18 protein-coding genes are annotated in these 17,526 nt (G+C 43.0%); 17 read left to right on the plus strand and 1 reads right to left on the minus strand.

The genetic code is table 11. The features are described from left to right. The first annotated feature begins 107 nt into the window (after nucleotides 1-107). The 13 genes from IQ209_RS10200 (at nucleotide 108) to mlaA (ending at nucleotide 10,704) form a co-directional block, all read left to right on the plus strand. Entirely contained in the window at nucleotides 108-917 is an 810-nt protein-coding gene (locus IQ209_RS10200; protein WP_193851201.1) for a phage antirepressor N-terminal domain-containing protein, read from the plus strand. A 121-nt stretch (nucleotides 918-1,038) separates the two neighbouring features. Next, entirely contained in the window at nucleotides 1,039-1,293 is a 255-nt protein-coding gene (locus IQ209_RS10205) for a type II toxin-antitoxin system RelB/DinJ family antitoxin (RefSeq protein WP_193851202.1), read from the plus strand. Beyond that, nucleotides 1,283-1,576, plus strand: a complete 294-nt coding sequence (locus tag IQ209_RS10210) for a type II toxin-antitoxin system RelE/ParE family toxin (RefSeq protein WP_193851203.1) — start codon at nucleotides 1,283-1,285, stop codon at nucleotides 1,574-1,576. Before IQ209_RS10205 ends, IQ209_RS10210 begins: the two co-directional genes overlap by 11 nt. Nucleotides 1,577-2,158: 582 nt before the next feature. Continuing rightward, nucleotides 2,159-2,875, plus strand: a complete 717-nt coding sequence (locus tag IQ209_RS10215) for a Rha family transcriptional regulator (RefSeq protein WP_228005816.1) — start codon at nucleotides 2,159-2,161, stop codon at nucleotides 2,873-2,875. Nucleotides 2,876-2,924: 49 nt separating this feature from the next. Beyond that, nucleotides 2,925-3,671 carry a phage baseplate protein gene (locus IQ209_RS10220; protein ID WP_193851204.1) on the plus strand — a complete coding sequence of 249 codons (747 nt, stop codon included), beginning with the start codon at nucleotides 2,925-2,927 and terminating at the stop codon, nucleotides 3,669-3,671. Between the two features lie 258 nt (nucleotides 3,672-3,929). Continuing rightward, nucleotides 3,930-4,823, plus strand: coding sequence for a hypothetical protein (locus IQ209_RS10225; RefSeq protein WP_228005817.1), 894 nt, complete (start codon nucleotides 3,930-3,932; stop codon nucleotides 4,821-4,823). Then, entirely contained in the window at nucleotides 4,804-5,493 is a 690-nt protein-coding gene (locus tag IQ209_RS10230; protein WP_193851206.1) for a phage baseplate protein, read from the plus strand. Before IQ209_RS10225 ends, IQ209_RS10230 begins: the two co-directional genes overlap by 20 nt. 2 nt (nucleotides 5,494-5,495) lie before the next feature. Further along, entirely contained in the window at nucleotides 5,496-5,849 is a 354-nt protein-coding gene (locus IQ209_RS10235) for a hypothetical protein (protein ID WP_193851207.1), read from the plus strand. Next, nucleotides 5,846-7,036, plus strand: a complete 1,191-nt coding sequence (locus tag IQ209_RS10240; RefSeq protein ID WP_193851208.1) for a baseplate J/gp47 family protein — start codon at nucleotides 5,846-5,848, stop codon at nucleotides 7,034-7,036. The genes IQ209_RS10235 and IQ209_RS10240 overlap by 4 nt, the downstream gene beginning before the upstream one ends. Next, nucleotides 7,036-7,662, plus strand: a complete 627-nt coding sequence (locus tag IQ209_RS10245) for a DUF2612 domain-containing protein (protein WP_193851209.1) — start codon at nucleotides 7,036-7,038, stop codon at nucleotides 7,660-7,662. Before IQ209_RS10240 ends, IQ209_RS10245 begins: the two co-directional genes overlap by 1 nt. 10 nt (nucleotides 7,663-7,672) lie before the next feature. After that, the gene (locus IQ209_RS18315) at nucleotides 7,673-8,785 is read left to right on the plus strand and encodes a tail fiber protein (protein WP_228005818.1); all 1,113 of its coding nucleotides are present in this window, start codon (nucleotides 7,673-7,675) and stop codon (nucleotides 8,783-8,785) included. Beyond that, nucleotides 8,782-9,378 carry a tail fiber assembly protein gene (locus tag IQ209_RS10255; protein ID WP_193851255.1) on the plus strand — a complete coding sequence of 199 codons (597 nt, stop codon included), beginning with the start codon at nucleotides 8,782-8,784 and terminating at the stop codon, nucleotides 9,376-9,378. Before IQ209_RS18315 ends, IQ209_RS10255 begins: the two co-directional genes overlap by 4 nt. Nucleotides 9,379-9,951: 573 nt before the next feature. Continuing rightward, nucleotides 9,952-10,704: a phospholipid-binding lipoprotein MlaA gene (mlaA, locus tag IQ209_RS10260; RefSeq protein ID WP_193851210.1), complete on the plus strand. Its 753-nt coding sequence runs from the start codon at nucleotides 9,952-9,954 to the stop codon at nucleotides 10,702-10,704. 62 nt (nucleotides 10,705-10,766) lie between these two features. Here the strand turns inward: mlaA and fadL are convergent, their stop codons facing one another. Next, nucleotides 10,767-12,128 carry a long-chain fatty acid transporter FadL gene (gene fadL / locus IQ209_RS10265; RefSeq protein WP_193851211.1) on the minus strand — a complete coding sequence of 454 codons (1,362 nt, stop codon included), beginning with the start codon at nucleotides 12,126-12,128 and terminating at the stop codon, nucleotides 10,767-10,769. 359 nt (nucleotides 12,129-12,487) lie between these two features. Here fadL and IQ209_RS10270 point away from each other — a divergent pair, with 359 nt between their 5' ends. From IQ209_RS10270 to sixA, 4 genes are all read left to right on the plus strand, one after another. Continuing rightward, nucleotides 12,488-12,784: a YfcZ/YiiS family protein gene (locus IQ209_RS10270; protein WP_193851212.1), complete on the plus strand. Its 297-nt coding sequence runs from the start codon at nucleotides 12,488-12,490 to the stop codon at nucleotides 12,782-12,784. A gap of 292 nt (nucleotides 12,785-13,076) precedes the next feature. Continuing rightward, a complete protein-coding gene (gene fadI, locus IQ209_RS10275; protein WP_193851213.1) occupies nucleotides 13,077-14,387 on the plus strand; it encodes an acetyl-CoA C-acyltransferase FadI in 1,311 nt (436 codons plus the stop codon). After that, nucleotides 14,387-16,543 (plus strand): fatty acid oxidation complex subunit alpha FadJ, encoded by a 2,157-nt coding sequence (gene fadJ / locus IQ209_RS10280; protein WP_193851214.1) that lies wholly within the window; start codon nucleotides 14,387-14,389, stop codon nucleotides 16,541-16,543. The genes fadI and fadJ overlap by 1 nt, the downstream gene beginning before the upstream one ends. 362 nt (nucleotides 16,544-16,905) lie before the next feature. Then, nucleotides 16,906-17,388, plus strand: a complete 483-nt coding sequence (gene sixA, locus IQ209_RS10285; RefSeq protein ID WP_193851215.1) for a phosphohistidine phosphatase SixA — start codon at nucleotides 16,906-16,908, stop codon at nucleotides 17,386-17,388. The last annotated feature ends 138 nt before the right edge of the window (nucleotides 17,389-17,526 follow it).

The following is a 17,526-nucleotide window of genomic DNA, read 5'->3' on the forward strand; positions in this document are numbered from 1 at the left end:
TACAATTACGCAATAAATATTATCGCTCCAAAACGGCGAAGCCCCCAACTACTGGTAATAGTCAGGGGCTTCTTATACAACGTTTACCCTGTGAAGAGGAAGTAAACATGGTAAGTATATCACTTAACGAATCAAGTAAAACTATCAGTGTCCCATTTTATGGTTCAGATCTCTATGTTGTGGAATACAACAATGAGCCGTATGTGCCGATGAAACCCATTGTTGAAGGCATTGGGATGGACTGGAAAAGCCAATTAACCAAGCTGAATCAACGATTCAAATCAACTATGGTGGAAATCACCATAGTTGCAGCAGACGGTAAAAATAGGGATATGTCTTGCCTCGCCCTTCGCAAACTTGCTGGCTGGTTAGCGACTATCAGCCCTAATAAAGTCAAATCTGAAATCAGGGATAAAGTTATCCAGTATCAAAATGAGTGCGATGATGTGCTTTATGAATACTGGACGACTGGCGAAGTTAAAGCGAAAAAGACCACAACCCAAGATAGAACCCCTCTTCGCGGTCTGGTTAATACTCTGATGGGTAAATATGGAGTCAGTAACAAAAAGCTATTCCAAATGGTTCATCATGAGTTTGGGGTAGGCCATATAAATGAGTTAACCAGTGACCAGATCCCATCTGCGATAGAGTATCTGGCAACTAAAGCAATTGAAGGTGAGTTTTTGGGGCGAGAAGAGCTACCTATCCCTAATAGTTATTCTGGTTTTACTGGCAGATTATTAATGGAACTGGAAAATGGAGAAACACTTTACTCTCAGGTATTGACACCAAAACATCATGTTTCTACTTTAAATGAATTTATAGAAATAGCTCAACGTGCAGGTTACCTGTTGATACATAAAGACGCCATGAAACCAATGATGAAAGCATTGGAAGGTTATAAATTCAGCGCCTAACACCAAGCCAAGGATGGCTTTGAATCACCTATCAGGTTTTACGAAATTTTCGTAAAACTCATTGCGCCATAGATGCAATAATGTACAATGTAATACAAACGTAATTACACATGGTGATACTATGAGCACAATTCAGATTAGAGTGGACGAAGAACTTAAAAGAAGTGCTTATCAGGCACTTGAAAAAATGAACCTTTCTCCTTCCGATGCAATGCGGCTCTTCCTACGCTATGTAGCAGAAAATGAAAAGCTACCATTTACAGAAGTATCCGTAATGGTCTCAGAACATGACGAAGACGAAGATATTTTGGAAGTGGTTCGCGAGCGACTTAAAAATCCCGCTAAACGCATTCGGGTAAATCTCGATGAAATTTAACATTGAGTTTGACGAGCGCGCTTTAAAAGAATGGCAGAAACTGGATAACAGTATCCGTGAGCAGTTTAAAAAGAAACTGAAAAAGTTACAGGAAAATCCTTATATCGAATCAGGAAGACTGCACGGCGATTTAGCGGGCTGCTTCAAAATAAAACTTCGCTCTTCGGGATTTCGCCTTGTCTATCAGGTGATAGATGAAGAGATTGTGATCTGGGTTATAGCGGTAGGCAAAAGAGAGGACTCGAAAACCTATAAAATTGCCAGTGAGCGCATTGGGCGATAAATAATCAACTCATAACAACCCGCCTCGTGCGGGTTTTTCATTCCCATATAAATAACGATTATTTTTAGCTGGTGGAATGTTCTATTTTTATATGCTAGCTTATTATCCGATTAAGCAGCTCTTTAAAACTCGGTGAGTACCAGCCCTGAATATGTGTTAGGGCATCCCCCTGAACAAGGGCTTATTTGCTCTTTAAACAAATTAGGTGTGCTGGCAAAGTGCACGCGATACCGGAACGCTCTAGGCTTTCTTGGAGCAACTTAAATCTTTTACAATTAATGCCCCGCCCGTGTGGGGAGCCTTCGCTCTTTAATATCACCGTGCTGAAAAAGCACAAACCATCTTAGAATTAGTGCATTCATTATATTTTCATCATCAAATTATAATGAGAGTAAATAATTTTATAGCATAAACAGAAAAACTAACCTTACACTCATCCCATAATCTAAAACCACGCAATTAACCTATGCAATTATTTTTGCATCGGGCGTTTTTGCATGGATTTTTTCTACCTGATTAAACCAAATAAAAAAGCCAGCATTATGCGCTGGCTTGGTATCCCAATAAAAGGAAAATAACAAAATGTTAAATGTAAATTTAGCAAATCAAAAAGCCGTTGTCACTATGTCCAGTATTGAGATTTCAGAGTTGGTTAGCTCTCGTCATGATAATGTCAAAGTAGCCATTGAAAGGTTGGCTAAACGTGAAATTATCCGGCTTCCTGCAATGCAGGATTCCGAAATTATCAATAACTTAGGGCTTAAATCGAAAGTTCAACACTATGTGTTTTCCGGTGAGCAAGGCAAACGAGATAGCATCATCGTAGTCGCCCAACTATCTCCAGAGTTCACTGCTCGCTTGGTTGATCGTTGGCAGGAACTGGAAAAACAATTGGAAGATAAAAAAGTTTTACCCAGCAACTACATTGAAGCACTAGAGCACCTGTTAGCCTCAGAAAAAGAAAAAATAACCATCGCCGCAGAACGCGATCATGCCATTGAAACAAAGGCATGGATTGGCAATAAGCGAGAAGCTACGGCAATGGCAACAGCTTCTGCGGCAGTGCGTGAAAGGAATAAGCTGGCCGAAATCTTAGGTGAAAGTAAAAAACGCGCAACGATTCTGGCTATAGAAAGACTGACAGGAAAAAAATATAGCTGGCGACCGCTGAAAAAATGGTGCTTAGAAAATAATACTGAGCCTCATCTAGTTCACGATGAACGCTTCGGCACGGTGAAATCATGGCCTGCCGAAGCATGGTTATCAGCATATCGAATTGATTTATCCAGATTACTTTAATTCACACCGCTTAACTGCGGTTTTTTTATATCTGAAAACGAGGTGCTCTATGCTCGGAATGCCAGACCTACCCAAAATGCCCGATATTCCCAACTGGAAAGGGGTTCCTGATGCTGCGATAGATGCAGGTATCAGTTTAGGCGGTGCTGCATTGATAAATAAACTGTTTGGCAATTACTGGGGGATATTCAATCAGTACGGTATTCCTCTTTTATTAGCCGATAGCGTGATATCCCTGCAATACCAGAACCAATATCGTGTGGTGAGTGCACCGATAGAGAACGGTTCATTTGCTACCTATAACAAAGTTGGAGAACCGTACAAAGTTACTGTTCAACTAAGTAAAAGCAGTGGTGGCACTTTAGAGCGAGGTGCTTTCCTGTCTCAATTGGAAATTCTGGCAAAAAGCACACTGAAATTTCATGTAGTCACACCTGAATTCGTCTACACCAATGCAGCTATTGTCGGTTATGACATCGCAAGGGAAGCTAAAGACGGGGCGACGTTGCTTAAGGTGAATCTGCATCTTGAAGAAATCAGGGAAGTGAAAGTCAAATATGACAAAGAAGAAGTGAAGAACCCAGATGATGCCAAGAAAAAGGATACGGGTGACCAGACGCAAAAGATTGAAGCACAAGTGAATGACATCTTGAATGAAATTTTAGACAACGGAAAGACAAAATTAAAAAAAATAGGTGATTTTACAGGCGAAATTACCGGCGCTATTCAAGATGTTTGGAACAAAAAAGAGGAGTACCTAAGCATGGCGAAACAGCAAATGGGAGGCTTTCTTTAATGCTGATAGAAATAGCAATATCACCTATCCCGAACCAAACGACCTCATTTTCTATTGGTACGGATTTAATAGATCTGACACTGGAAACTCGACTAGGAAATATATTCGCTACGGTAAAACAAAACGGTGAATATTTAGTATGTAATCGTATTTGCAGGAACCTCACATATATATGTCGGTGGCTGGTATTTTTGGATATTGAGGGAAATTCAGATCCTGAATATTCCGGCCTAGGCTTCCGCTACAAATTGGTATGGAATGATGAAATTTAATAGAAAAGTAATAAAAATCACCCTCACCCTTTCAGGTAAAGACGAATCATTCACCTCCAGCAATCAAAATAAACTTTCCGCAACCGGTTTACGAATTAGCGCTGAAATTAACTATGGCAATGGTGCAATTTCACCTTACGCCCGAATTAAGGCCTATGGCCTGCCGATTGAGATGATGGAGAAACTATTGCGTAAAAAGTGGAATGTGTTAAAAGCGCTGAAAAATACCGTGACCATTGAAGCAGGGGAAGAGGGGGAAGAGTTATCGCAGGTCTTTAAAGGCGGTATTACTTTTGCTTACCCGGATTTCGGTGATGTGCCGAATGCGTCACTGGTGATTGAATCGCAAACTGCCGTGCTGGATAAAATGGCAGGGGCGGATGCTGAAAGCTACAAGGGTGAATATGATGTTGCCACTATGATAGAAACCATCTGTAAACGCATGGGCTACACCTTTGAGTCTAATGATGTCAGCGTGAAGTTATCCAACCCATATCTGAATGGGACTGAAATAGAGAAAATTCGCCAATTGGCTCATGCCGCGAATCTGGAACTGTATATCGAAAATAAAAACATCGCCGTTACTTACAAAGACGCGCCCCGGCGAGCATTGAAAATTCCCGTTATTTCACCAGAAACCGGGCTTATTGGCTATCCCACTCCTAGTGAGATCGGCATTGAGTTTAAGTGCTTCTATGACCCGCTGATTCGTTTTGGTGGCATTGTGCGCATTACTGATAGCCTCATCAATATTTGTAACGGAGACTGGCTGATTTATGGCATTCGCATTGTGCTGGAAACAGAGCAGGAATCAGCGCAATGGGCGATGGAAGTTTCAGCTACACGACGAGGAGAAAAGAATGCCGCCATCAAAAAATGAACGAGTTTCACTTTATGATCCGCAGGCAACCGCAGGCGGAGCACTCAGTCAGGAAGCTATTATCTGGGCGCTGATTGGCAAAATAGGAACAGTCACGATATGCAGGGTGGAGAAAGTTCGTGGCGGTGGCGTAGCGCCTGTGGGGTATGTCGATATCCTGCCCCTGGTACAACAAGTGGATGGTGCAGGCAATGTCTATGAGAACGCTACTATCTACAACGTGCCCTATTTCCGTTATCAGGGTGGTGCTAATGCCGTTATTCTCGACCCGAAAGTTGGTGATTTGGGGATTTGCTTTACTGCCAGTCGCGATATATCCAAAGTGAAGCGCGTCAAAGGTTCAGCGCCACCGGGCAGTAAGCGCAGATATGATTTATCTGACAGCCTTTATCTTGGCGGCCTGCTCAATGGTACACCTAACCAGTATGTCCATTTTCTGGATAGCGGTATTAATGTTGTTGCTACAGGGGTAGTGAATGTCAAAGGCACGAAAATCATTTTAGATGCACCTGTAGAGACAACGAGCACCATTCAGGCCAAGAGCGATATCACGGACAACACCACCACTAACTCCCTATCAATGGCGGGAATGCGGGCAGTTTATAACAGTCATACCCACCACGATAATGGGCAAGGCTCGAATACTAGCCCACCCAACCAAAAGGCTTAATCATGCGAACATTATTTCTAATGCCTGCCACATGGGATTTAACTCTCGATGTGGCGGGGAATATTGCTATTGCCTCAGATCAGTATGCCAGAGCGCAATCGGTGGCGAATGCCTGCCGGGTGTTTTTGAAAGATATGTACTACTCACAGGGCGCTGGCATTCCCTATCTGGAGGAAATATTAGGCAAAAATAGATACTCACTGGCAATGTACAGAAAAAATCTGGAGGATGCGGCGATGTCAGTTGAGGGCGTAGTTTCTGCCACAGCGGAACTGAGTACAGCAAATGACAGGATAGTGCGAGGTCGAATTAAATTTACTGATATTGACGGACGGGAGGGGGTGATAGAACTATGATACCGAAACTACAAATCACGCAGCAGGGGGTATTAGCGCCACCGACCGATGAGGTAATAGCGGGACTCTGGCGGCTAATGCAGTCCTGTTTTGGCGATAATCTCAATAAATCAATGGATACGCCACAGGGTCAATTGGTCACTACTCTGACCGCTATCATCACCGACGAACGCAATTTCTTTATCAACCTCCTAAACAGTTTTGACCCCCGATATGCTGACGGCATGATGCAAGATGCGTTGGGTTATATCTATTTTCTACAGCGTCATCGGGCGACAAAATCAGTCGCTGAAATCACGATTAACGGACTGGTGAGTACTGTAATTCCGGCTGGTTTTCAGGTCACAGATAATGCTGGGAAAACATGGAGTAGCCAGTCAGAGGCGATTATTGGTGATAACGGTATCGCAACGACACATGTTTATTGTGATGTTGCTGGCAGGTTTTCGGCCGCAATAGGTTCAATTAACCGTGTTGTTAAAAATATCAATGGCGTTGACTCGGTCATCAATAAAACGGCTGCTATTGTTGGCAGGGATGATGAATCACGGCAGGAGTTTGAACTGAGGCGGCAGGAGTCTGTCGCTATCAACGCCAAAAACACCAATGCCGCAACCTATGGCGCAGTATCTAACATTAAAAATGTCATTGATTGTTATGTAGTCGATAACCCAGACGATGAAACTATCACTGTCGGCCCAACGAATTATGAACTTATCAGGAACTCTATCGCGGTCTCTGTGGTAGGTGGTGATGATAATGAAATAGCACGACAGATTTTGGCTCGAGCCGGAACCGGTTGTTCTTTTGTAGGGAATACAACGGTCAAATATGAGGATACGGACAATTTCCCCTATATGCCGCCGAGCTACGACATTAAATTCATCCGGCCACATCATATCCCAATTGAATTCATTGTGACATTTGAGAATAAATTGGGGTTAACACACCAAGATAAATTAGCTGTTCGCAATGCGATCCTGAATGAGTTTGAAACAGGCAGAGGTAAGGGAAGGATAGCTAAGCGGTTAATTGCCAGTGACTATATTTGTGCGACTGCGCTATCAACACGGGAGCGGTTGATATCGGTTCAAATAGCAAGGAAGAAAGGTGTACCGGCTAATTATTTGGATTTCGGTATTGACGAATTTCCTACGCTGTCCATAGATGACATAAGGATCGAGTGATGCAGGATATTCGAGAAACGTTACTCAGCCAGTATGCTAACAGCCCCACTATTTGCACTATACTCAAGTCCGTTAATGAAACCATAGATCCCAGAGTTAATACGGGTGAATTTTATCATCTGGCTGTTAATGTTCTTACGGCGAGAGGATTTGGGTTGGATATATGGGGGCGAATTGTTGGCATTGGCAGGGATTTATCAGTACCTGATCCTAATATTGATTATTTCGGATTTAAAGAAACTGAGAAATTCACTCCATTTGATAATACTCCGTTTTACTCTGGAGGAACCGATACGTCTTATATGATGGATGATTCGACATACAGAGATGTTATTTTAATGAAAGCATTTTCCAATATTTTATACACAACAGCTACTAATATTAATAAATTTCTCAAATGTTGTTTTTTGCGAGGGCGCTCATATTATCTAATAACCGGACATATGGCTGCTAGATATGTATTTGAATATAGATTATCTGAATTAGAGAAAAATTTAATTTATAATCGTAAAATATTACCTCGTCCATCGGGAGTAAGAGTTAGTATAGTAGAATTACCATTAGGCGAATTTTTCGGATTTTACGGAACCGGATTTCAACCATTTGGTCAGGCGTCATTTGCATAATAGGTGAATAATGAAAAACCCAAATTTAATACCACGACCATTTGCTCAGAATGGTCAGAAAGATGATATTCCTGCAAACTATAAATCAGACCTACCCAGCCAAAAAGCCACTTGGGATACAGGATTTCCACAAATAACTATGATGCCCGTTACGGCGGGTGGGTTACCCCCTAGTGGTAGGGATTTTAACGGTATATTTAACCAAATATCCGATAATATCGTTCATTTATCCAAAGGCGGGAAATATAAATTCTCACAGGAATACGCCAATTCTATTGGCGGATACCCTAAAGGGGCGATATTGCAATCCGATGATGAAACAAAAGAATTTCAGAGTCTAATTGATAACAACAAAATTGATTTCAATACAGCGCAACTAGATAGCATTAATTCAGCATGGAAACTGGTTAATACAAACCAAATACTGGATGAACTGAATAAAAAATTCGACAAATTGAATGTGGTTCAAGCTATAGGTACTGGCACATCACAGGTAATGAGCCAAAAATCCACAACCGACGCCCTAAACCAAGCCAACGCCAACGCCAACTCTCGCCTCGAAAAATCCCGGAACGGCGCAGATATCCAGGATAAAGCGGCGTTTGTGAAAAACCTCGGTTTAACGGCAGGCTCAGCCGTACCCGTTGGTGTACCTATTCCATGGCCGTTAGCGACACCGCCTGCTGGGTGGATGAAATGCAACGGCGCTACATTTACCGCAGCACAATATCCAGAGCTGGCACGGGTATACCCGTCACTGCGATTACCAGATTTACGTGGAGAATTTATTCGTGGATGGGATGATGGCAGAAATGTTGATGTTGGGCGTTTGCTCCTTAGTGCTCAGAATTCCGCATTTCAGGACCACTATCACGCATTGCCAACAAGTAATGGCGATGATGACATGCAGGAAAAAGGGATTACTACCGTTTTTGACGATAGAAACGCGAGTAATTTCGCTGTAGATATAAAGACGACAACAGGTCCAGTAGGAAATAATTTTGGATTATGGACTGGTAATTATTTTAGAACCTACAGCTCACGTGTCTATGGTGGATTTTCTGTTGCAAATGAAACCCGTCCCCGTAACATCGCATTTAACTACATTGTGAGAGCCGCATAATGACTGCAAAATTAGACAAAAATCATATCGCCACTGTCGCGGGTGACATTACTGTTTATAACTATCATGGCGAAACGCGGGAATATAGTTCTGCATCTGTGGAATATTTACCCATAGGAGTTGGTATCCCTGCTCACTCGTGTATCGATGCACCGGATGACCGCAAACAGGGTTATGCCATTTGTCGCACACAGGATCTGTTAGAATGGGAATACGTCGCCGATCATCGTGGCGAAACGGTCTACAGCACTGAAACGGGTGCCGCGCAGGTGATTACCGAACTCGGAGATTACCCACCAAACACAACACCGGATGCCCCAATTACACCATTTGATAAATGGGATGGCAAACGGTGGGTGACTGATACTCAGGCACAACGCCAGTATGAACAGGAACAGGCAGAATCCCAGAAACGACAATTGTTGGATACAGCCAGCGCCAAAATTGATATTTATCAGGACGCCGTCGATTTAGACATGGCCACCGATGCCGAAAAATCCGCATTAACTGCCTGGCGTAAATACCGGGTGTTGCTCAATCGGGTGGATTGCTCTACCGCCCCCGATATCCAATGGCCTGAACAACCGAAATAAATATAGGGGCTGCGTGCCCCTCATGGCGAACCCTGTGACATCCCTGAAGGTTGTCGCTTAGATGTTCGTGTCCAGATGCCGGAAGATTCGGTGTGGAATGTGGGGCAGGGGGAGGTGGATATTGAACAGATAGAGTGAGAGGGGGGCTTTTCTGATATAGCAGTGTCATGAGTTATTTGATTCCCCAGAATGGGGGAATCAAAGATTAAACATTAGGCAATCAGCGAAATTTAGTATAGGAATAGTAAACTAAAGAGTAAGAAAAAGAGTGTTGATTTTGAAATTGTGTACATATATGTGTACTTTTAAGATGCTTATATCTTAAATATTTCTTTATTTATCAATCTAATATTGTTTTTATTTGTTATATCCATTTAACTAAGGGGACCAATGGAACGCAGTATACCTGTTTTTCTTGTCAGAGATAAGGCATAACGAACTGTTTGCTTATATAATCACCACTCTTTTTGGTTACCATTAATGAAAGATTGGCAGTATATTTTACATATTGGGTGCAATAGCTGGTATACAGCGCGATAATTGATATCTAAAAATAATTATATGGAGAACAATATGAAGTATCGTCTGAGCGGGGTTGCCCTTACAGCCGTCTTACTTGTGGGATGTGCCAGTTCATCGAATACGATGGAGCAGGGGCGTTCTGATCCGCTGGAAGGGTTTAACCGTGCTATGTTCAACTTTAATTATGATGTTCTCGACCCATATATACTGCGCCCTGTTGCTGTAGCCTGGCGTAGTTATGTGCCGATGCCTGCACGAAATGGCATTGGTAATTTTATGAGCAACCTCGAAGAGCCAGCCAGTATGGTGAACAGTTTCTTGCGTGGTGATGTTCATGAAGGTGCAAAACACTTCAACCGTTTCTTTTTGAATACCTTGTTGGGAATGGGGGGGCTTATTGATGTGGCTTCCATGGCAAACCCCAAACTGGCAAAAGAAGATCCGATGCGTTTTGGTAGCACATTGGGATACTATAATGTGGGGTATGGCCCATATGTTGTTCTGCCCGGTTACGGTAGTTTTACATTGCGTGATGAAGGCGGTAACTTTGCGGATATGACTTATCCGGTATTGAGTTATCTCACGGGTTGGATGTCGGTAGGCAAGTGGGTTTTCCAAGGTATAGAAACCCGCGCTCGCTTGCTAGACTCTGACGGCCTGTTAAAGAACTCTTCAGATCCTTATTTGATGATGCGTGATGCTTATTTCCAACGCCACAATTTTATGGCCAATGGAGGTAAGTTGGAGCCAGAAAAAAATCCTAATGCGGCAAGTATTCAAGATGAATTGGATTCTATAGATTAGTTCATACTTATCATCAAAAAAGGATAGCACCCGCTATCCTTTTTTGGGACTACAGTGTGTAGTTAGAATGTATAGTTAAAGCTTATACCATACAACCATGCAGTTCCTTTGGAATCGAACTCATATGGTGTCGTGCCACCTAATTTCTGGACATCTTCTGGTAGTTTTTCACTAATATGTACTTTTTTGCCACGCATATAGGAAACACCGACATCTACAGAAGCATCTTTGTTGAATGCGTAAGTGGTCCCTAAGCTAAACCAAAAACGATCTTGATCTGGAATGGAAATAGAACGATTTTTGGCTGGTACAGGACTTTCATCAAAGGCGATACCACCACGGAATGTCCAGTTATCGTCATGGTAGTAAGTTGTACCTAGTGAGATACGGTAAGCGTCGCGGAAACCTTCGTGTTTCTCAAATGCAACATTACCCGTGTCACTCCTTACTGCTTTTAATTCTTTGAATTCGCTCCAGCCAGTGTATAGCAAGCTATAGTGAATTGCCCATTGTGGAGCAACACGGTTATAACCTGAGAGTTCCCACATATCTGGTAAATTCAGGTCCAGCTTGCCTTTGACTATATTACCATTAGTCCCATTATCAAAGACTCCTGGTATATGTGGCAAATCGTTGCTGTAATCTCCGCTTTTAAATTTAACTTTGACTTTTGAACGGTAAGTCAGGCTATAGCGGTTATTTTCGTCATACTGATATAGGAACCCTGCATTCCAACCGTAACCCCAATCTTTACCTTCCAGTCTGGCAGCTTCAGCGCTATCTGGGATTGAAAGATGTGCAAGGACTGGATTACCAATGGCCCGTCCTTTAGCGTTTAGCATCTTAGTGGCTATTGGGCCGAATTCTCCCATATGACGGGCGATTTTGGCATCAGCATAAACAGCATTGACACCTAAGCCAAAGCTAAACTGGTTATTAAATTTGTAAGCACCGCTTAGGTTTAGGTTCATGGTCTTCAGTTGAGTTTTACCGCCTAGCAGGCCAGCAGAATAGTTGTTGCTGAAGTCGGTAGACAAGCCGAAGTTAGACGTTGCCGATGCGCCAACAAACCATTGATCATTGATTGGAGTAATAAAATGCAGGTTTGGGATCCATGCACGCGGTGCGATATTTTTAGCATCAGTGCTGTTTTTGGTGATGGGAGACTTCCCGGTGATATCAACATCTGGGTTGACATACACCAAACCACCAGAAAATGATGGGCGATCAAATAAGGTCATGGCCGCAGGGTTACGACTGCCTACGGAAGCGTTATCTGCAACGGCACCTGCTCCAGAAAATGCACGGCCTAGTCCTGATGATGAATATTCATTTAATTGAAAACCAGCAGCACTAGCATTGGATGAGAGGATTGCAACCGCCACTGCTAACGCTGAACGTGTAAATAGGTTTTTCTGGTCCATAACCAAAACCTCATTGTCTAATTATTATTAACATGCCACTCAAGTAGCTGAGAGCGCGGGATTGTAGAGTCGATTTGTCACCATGGCAATAATGACAAATCAGACCAGTGCACGAAGTATAGGCTTGATAATAGAATGTGTTGCAAGAATGTTTTCTAAATATAACCAAAATGATTCTTAAATTGGGACTTGCTTAACAAAAAATAGACAACTTCCGTTAATGAAGTGTAAACGGGTTTTTGTTGACGTGGTCAGATCAATAAATAGTGAGATAAATGACTTCAAACAGCGCAAATGCTGGTTACCGGCAGTCAGGAAAACGTAGAATTATCAGCAAGTTTTTTAGCCGGAGAAATTAAATGTCTGATGCGATTAAGCGCTGTAATGCCGAAGAAACGGCAGCTTGCTGCTGTGTTGATGTGGGAACCGTTATTGATAATGAAGACTGCACCGCTTCTTATCAGTGTATTTTTGCGAGTGAACAAGACGCCGAAATCATGCTTAATACGTTAATCAAAAAGGCAAAATTTGTGGAATCTGATCCCTGTGCTATACGCCATAGTATCGAAGCGATTGACGGTGGAATGCAATTATCTGTGGACTTTACCTTTAGTTGTCAAGCGGAAGCCCTTATCTTTCAGTTAGGCTTGCGTTAATTCACTCTGAATAACGGTTTTCTCATTGTTTTGTCATACCAAACAGTGAGAAAATCGCTTGTAATAGATTGTAAATCATTGCCTTTTCTTTGTACTCCTTTCGCTTATTCTTCATTTAAGTTGTATAAATTATAAATAGTTTAAAGTTGAGTTTGTTCTCATTTTTAGTTTATTCCTGTTTGCTATTTTCCAACATTGCGTTAACAATGCATCATCAGGTCTGACCTCTTATGAGGTGAGTAAATATTTTTAATCAATCAATTGATTTAGTTAATAATAATTAGGAGTTGCTATGGGTCGTTCTTCAACAAAAGTAATACCGCAAAAGGAACGTGTTGCTATTGTCAGCGGGTTGCGCATTCCTTTTGCGAAACAGGCAACTTTCTACCACGGTATTCCAGCTGTTGACTTGGGAAAGGCTGTTGTCAGCGAGCTGGTCATTAGGAGCGGTTTGTCGCCTGAGAAGATCGACCAATTGGTTTTTGGGCAGGTTGTTCAAATGCCGGAAGCGCCAAATATTGCAAGGGAAATAGTTTTGGGGGCAGGCTTAAGTGTGAATACTGATGCTTATAGTGTTTCCCGTGCTTGTGCGACGAGTTTTCAGGCAATTGCAAATGTGGCTGAAAGTATTATGGCAGGCGTAGTCAATATAGGGATCGCAGGAGGCGCGGATTCCTCATCCGTTTTACCTATCGGAGTGACGAAGTCATTGGCGCGCACGTTAGTTGACATGAACAAAGCCAAAAGTCTCCCGCAACGATTAAAATTACTCAGTCGATTGAAATTACGTGATTTATTGCCTGTATCCCCTGCTGTTGCAGAGTATTCCACGGGGTTGAGAATGGGAGATACCGCGGAGCAGATGGCAAAAACGTATCATATCAGCCGCGAAGATCAGGATGCGCTTGCGCACCGCTCGCATGTACTGGCCGCCAAAGCCTGGGAGCAAGGGCTTTTGCAAGAGGAAATCATATCGGCCTATTTCCCGCCATACCGCAAGACATTGGCAGAAGATAACAATATCAGAAAAAACTCAACCTTAGCTTCTTATGCCAAATTGCGTCCGGCCTTTGATCGAAAACATGGCACAGTCACCGCGGCAAACAGCACACCACTGACGGATGGTGCCGCAGCAGTGATGTTAATGCGTGAATCCGTTGCCAAAGAGCTTGGTATGGTTCCATTGGGGTATTTACGTAGTTATGCATTTTCTGCCATTGATGTTTGGCAGGACATGTTACTGGGGCCGTCCTATGCAACCCCGTTGGCACTGGAGCGTGCGGGTATTACTTTGAATGAACTGACTCTTATCGACATGCATGAAGCCTTTGCTGCCCAAACATTAACGAATTTAAACATGTTTGCCAGTGAGAAATTTGCCCGTGAAAAGTTGGGACGTACTCAGGCAATTGGTGAAGTGGATATGGATAAATTCAATGTGTTAGGCGGATCAATTGCTTATGGGCATCCCTTCGCGGCGACAGGCGCCAGAATGGTGACCCAAACGTTGAATGAATTGCGTCGCCGTGGGGGCGGTTTTGGGTTAACAACAGCTTGTGCCGCGGGTGGTTTGGGTGCAGCAATGGTATTGGAGGTAGAATAATGGCTCAGGCTGAAAAAGAAACGGTTATGTCAGCAACAATGCAACCGGAGCAATCGGTATTCCGTTTTTCTGTCAGGGACGACAAGGTGGGAATTATCACCATTGATGTCCCAGGAGAGAAAGTCAACACCCTGAAAGCTGAATTTGTTGAGCAGTTCCTGATCATATTTGAAAAAGCGCAACAAGTTTCAGGCTTGAAAGGGTTGGTTATTGTGTCCGGCAAGCCGGATACTTTCATTGCTGGTGCGGATATTAGCATGATAGCTAACTGCCAAACTCAGGAAGAAGCGACAGCCTTAGCTGAAAAAGGTCAAAAACTGTTTGCGCAGCTTGCCAATTATCCTTTGCCTGTTGTGGCAGCGATTCATGGTGCGTGCTTAGGTGGTGGGCTGGAGTTGGCATTGGCTTGTCATGCGCGTATCTGTTCTTTGGATGAAAAAACCCGTCTTGGTTTGCCGGAAGTTCAGCTTGGGTTATTGCCCGGCTCAGGTGGAACGCAGAGATTGCCTCGTTTGATTGGTGTCAGTGCTGCTTTGGACATCATATTGACAGGCCGTCAGCTCAAGGCAAAACAGGCGCTACGGTTGGGTGTTGTGGATGACGCAGTTCCTTTAGATATCTTGTTAGATGTTGCTGTGCAATATGTTAAAAAAGGCATCGTGAAACGGAAGCCATTGGCATGGTCGCAACGTATACTGGCAAGTGCGTTAGGCAGGCCGTTGTTATTCCAGATGGTTCATAAAAAAACGCGAGAAAAAACGCGTGGCCATTATCCCGCCCCAGAAAAAATCATCAATGTGATTCGTGCCGGTTTGGAAAAAGGCTCAGAGAAAGGCTTTCAGCTTGAAGCCAAGGCATTTGGTGCGCTGGCGATGACGCAAGAATCAGAAGCATTGCGGAGCCTGTTTTTTGCTTCTACAACGTTGAAGAATGAAACTGGCTCTTCAGAACAGCCCGCTGAAATCAGACAGGTGGGGATTTTGGGAGGCGGCCTGATGGGGGGCGGTATTGCTAATGTAACCGTGACGCGAGGAAATTTGCCTGCCCGCATTAAAGATATTAATGAAAAAGGCATCAACCAGGCATTGAAATATACATGGGATCTCCTTTCTAAGCGGGTAAAACAGCGTCGTTTGAAATCAAGTGAACGTTCTCGTCAGATGTCTCTATTGACAGGAACGACCGATTACAGTGGATTTAAGCAAGCTGATATTGTTGTTGAAGCGGTATTTGAAGATTTAGTCTTAAAACGCAAAATGGTTACAGAGATTGAAGAGAATACAAAACCTGAAACCATTTTTGCGTCTAACACGTCTTCATTGCCAATTCATAAGATTGCTGAATCTGCGACTCGGCCAGAGCAAGTGATCGGTCTTCACTATTTCAGTCCTGTAGACAAAATGCCGCTGGTGGAAGTCATTCCACATGAGGGAACGAGTGAAAAAACGATCGCAACTGCCGTAGCGTTAGCCAAGAAACAGGGAAAAACAGCGATTGTTGTCGGGGATAAAGCGGGTTTTTATGTGAACCGAATTCTGACACCTTACATTAATGAGGCTGGCTATTGTTTATTGGAAGGTGAGCCGATTGAACATATTGATAATGCTTTGCTGAATTTCGGTTTTCCTGTTGGCCCCATCAATCTGCTGGATGAAGTTGGCATAGATGTGGGTACTAAAATCATCCCTATTTTAGTAGAAGAATTAGGTAGTCGATTTGCAGCACCAGAGATTTTATCTGCAATTTTGCAGGATGACCGAAAAGGCAAGAAGAATGGCCGCGGCTTCTATTTGTATACGGGCAGAAAAAAAGCCAAAGAAGTGGATGCTTCGATTTATTCCTTATTAAAGATCAAACCAGCGATAAAAATGTTGCCGGCTGACATTGCCCAGCGTTGTGTGATGCTCATGCTGAATGAAGCTGTGCGCTGTCTGGATGAGGGGATTATCAGAAGTCCGCGTGATGGTGATATTGGTGCTGTATTTGGTATCGGATTCCCGCCATTCTTGGGAGGACCATTCCGTTATATTGATAAGCTTGGCAGTGATAAAGTTGTAGAAATTTTACGTCGTCTGGAGGCGCAATATGGCGAAAGGTTTGCTCCTTGTGAGCGTTTAATCCAGATGGTTGAACAGAAAAAGCAATTTCACGCATAATTTGAATTTTGTGTGTTAAACAGTGAGATCGGCTCTGTTAATTAAGAGCCGATTTTTTTATGGAATTAAGTAATTATCCATGGTTTTTTTATTTTCTATATAAAAATAGTCGTACAACATAACGATAGATATATAAATTTTTTTAGCCATTTTATTTACCTTTGTTTTAGGGCAGAATGCGAATTAGCTCTAACTGAAACGTTTTTATCCCCTTTGTAAATCCGCAGGGAATATATCAAATATTAGCGTAACAACAATTTTTGATCTTACTTATTAATACCGTATAACCAATAAGTTATCTCAATAAAAGCGAATGCGTGGGTTATTCTGAGATAGGTTCGCAATTAACTAAACGGTGGATTATGTACGTTTTTATTATGCGTCATGGTGATGCTGCCATGGATGCAATCAGTGATGCAGCACGGGAACTTACACTCAGAGGGTGCCAGGAATCACAGACAATGGCTGATTGGCTTTCGCAGCAATCGCCTGACATCGATTGTGTTTTGGTTAGCCCTTATATCCGTGCGGAACAAACCTTAAAGGCAGTGCGAGAAAACCTGGTGCTTCCCGAGAATGAAGAAATACTGGCTGAGTTAACGCCATCGGGAGATGTCATGCTGGTTGCCAGCTATTTGCACGTTTTGTCAGCACAAGGGCATAAATCTGTATTGGTGGTTTCTCATTTACCATTGGTCGGTTATTTGGTTTCTGAGCTTTGCCCTGGGCAAACTCCGCCGATGTTTGCAACATCCAGCATTGCTTGTGTCGAGTTGGATCACCAAACAGAAAAAGGGTGTCTGTTATGGCAAACATCTCCTGCACAATTAGCGGCGAAATCCTGACCAGACACCTTAATTATTAGGCAATTTAATTAAATATACCAATCTAACTTCAAGATGTGTGTGATTTCTCCCCGCGGAGCGGGGGAGAAATCAGGTTTCATAGCGTGTTGTAAATTGCAACTTGAAGTTTAATGCGGA

This window comes from Xenorhabdus sp. BG5 (assembly GCF_015163665.1).
Lineage (GTDB): Bacteria > Pseudomonadota > Gammaproteobacteria > Enterobacterales > Enterobacteriaceae > Xenorhabdus.

Excerpts from the sequence above, each read along its gene's own strand:
- IQ209_RS10200 (WP_193851201.1), top strand. The coding sequence starts at position 108 with ATGGTAAGTATATCACTTAACGAATCAAGTAAAACTATCAGTGTCCCA.
- IQ209_RS10205 (WP_193851202.1), top strand. The coding sequence starts at position 1,039 with ATGAGCACAATTCAGATTAGAGTGGACGAAGAACTTAAAAGAAGTGCT.
- IQ209_RS10210 (WP_193851203.1), top strand. The coding sequence starts at position 1,283 with ATGAAATTTAACATTGAGTTTGACGAGCGCGCTTTAAAAGAATGGCAG.
- IQ209_RS10215 (WP_228005816.1), top strand. The coding sequence starts at position 2,159 with ATGTTAAATGTAAATTTAGCAAATCAAAAAGCCGTTGTCACTATGTCC.
- IQ209_RS10220 (WP_193851204.1), top strand. The coding sequence starts at position 2,925 with ATGCTCGGAATGCCAGACCTACCCAAAATGCCCGATATTCCCAACTGG.
- IQ209_RS10225 (WP_228005817.1), top strand. The coding sequence starts at position 3,930 with ATGATGAAATTTAATAGAAAAGTAATAAAAATCACCCTCACCCTTTCA.
- IQ209_RS10230 (WP_193851206.1), top strand. The coding sequence starts at position 4,804 with ATGCCGCCATCAAAAAATGAACGAGTTTCACTTTATGATCCGCAGGCA.
- IQ209_RS10235 (WP_193851207.1), top strand. The coding sequence starts at position 5,496 with ATGCGAACATTATTTCTAATGCCTGCCACATGGGATTTAACTCTCGAT.
- IQ209_RS10240 (WP_193851208.1), top strand. The coding sequence starts at position 5,846 with ATGATACCGAAACTACAAATCACGCAGCAGGGGGTATTAGCGCCACCG.
- IQ209_RS10245 (WP_193851209.1), top strand. The coding sequence starts at position 7,036 with ATGCAGGATATTCGAGAAACGTTACTCAGCCAGTATGCTAACAGCCCC.
- IQ209_RS18315 (WP_228005818.1), top strand. The coding sequence starts at position 7,673 with ATGAAAAACCCAAATTTAATACCACGACCATTTGCTCAGAATGGTCAG.
- mlaA (WP_193851210.1), top strand. The coding sequence starts at position 9,952 with ATGAAGTATCGTCTGAGCGGGGTTGCCCTTACAGCCGTCTTACTTGTG.
- fadL (WP_193851211.1), bottom strand. The coding sequence starts at position 12,128 with ATGGACCAGAAAAACCTATTTACACGTTCAGCGTTAGCAGTGGCGGTT.
- IQ209_RS10270 (WP_193851212.1), top strand. The coding sequence starts at position 12,488 with ATGTCTGATGCGATTAAGCGCTGTAATGCCGAAGAAACGGCAGCTTGC.
- fadI (WP_193851213.1), top strand. The coding sequence starts at position 13,077 with ATGGGTCGTTCTTCAACAAAAGTAATACCGCAAAAGGAACGTGTTGCT.
- fadJ (WP_193851214.1), top strand. The coding sequence starts at position 14,387 with ATGGCTCAGGCTGAAAAAGAAACGGTTATGTCAGCAACAATGCAACCG.
- sixA (WP_193851215.1), top strand. The coding sequence starts at position 16,906 with ATGTACGTTTTTATTATGCGTCATGGTGATGCTGCCATGGATGCAATC.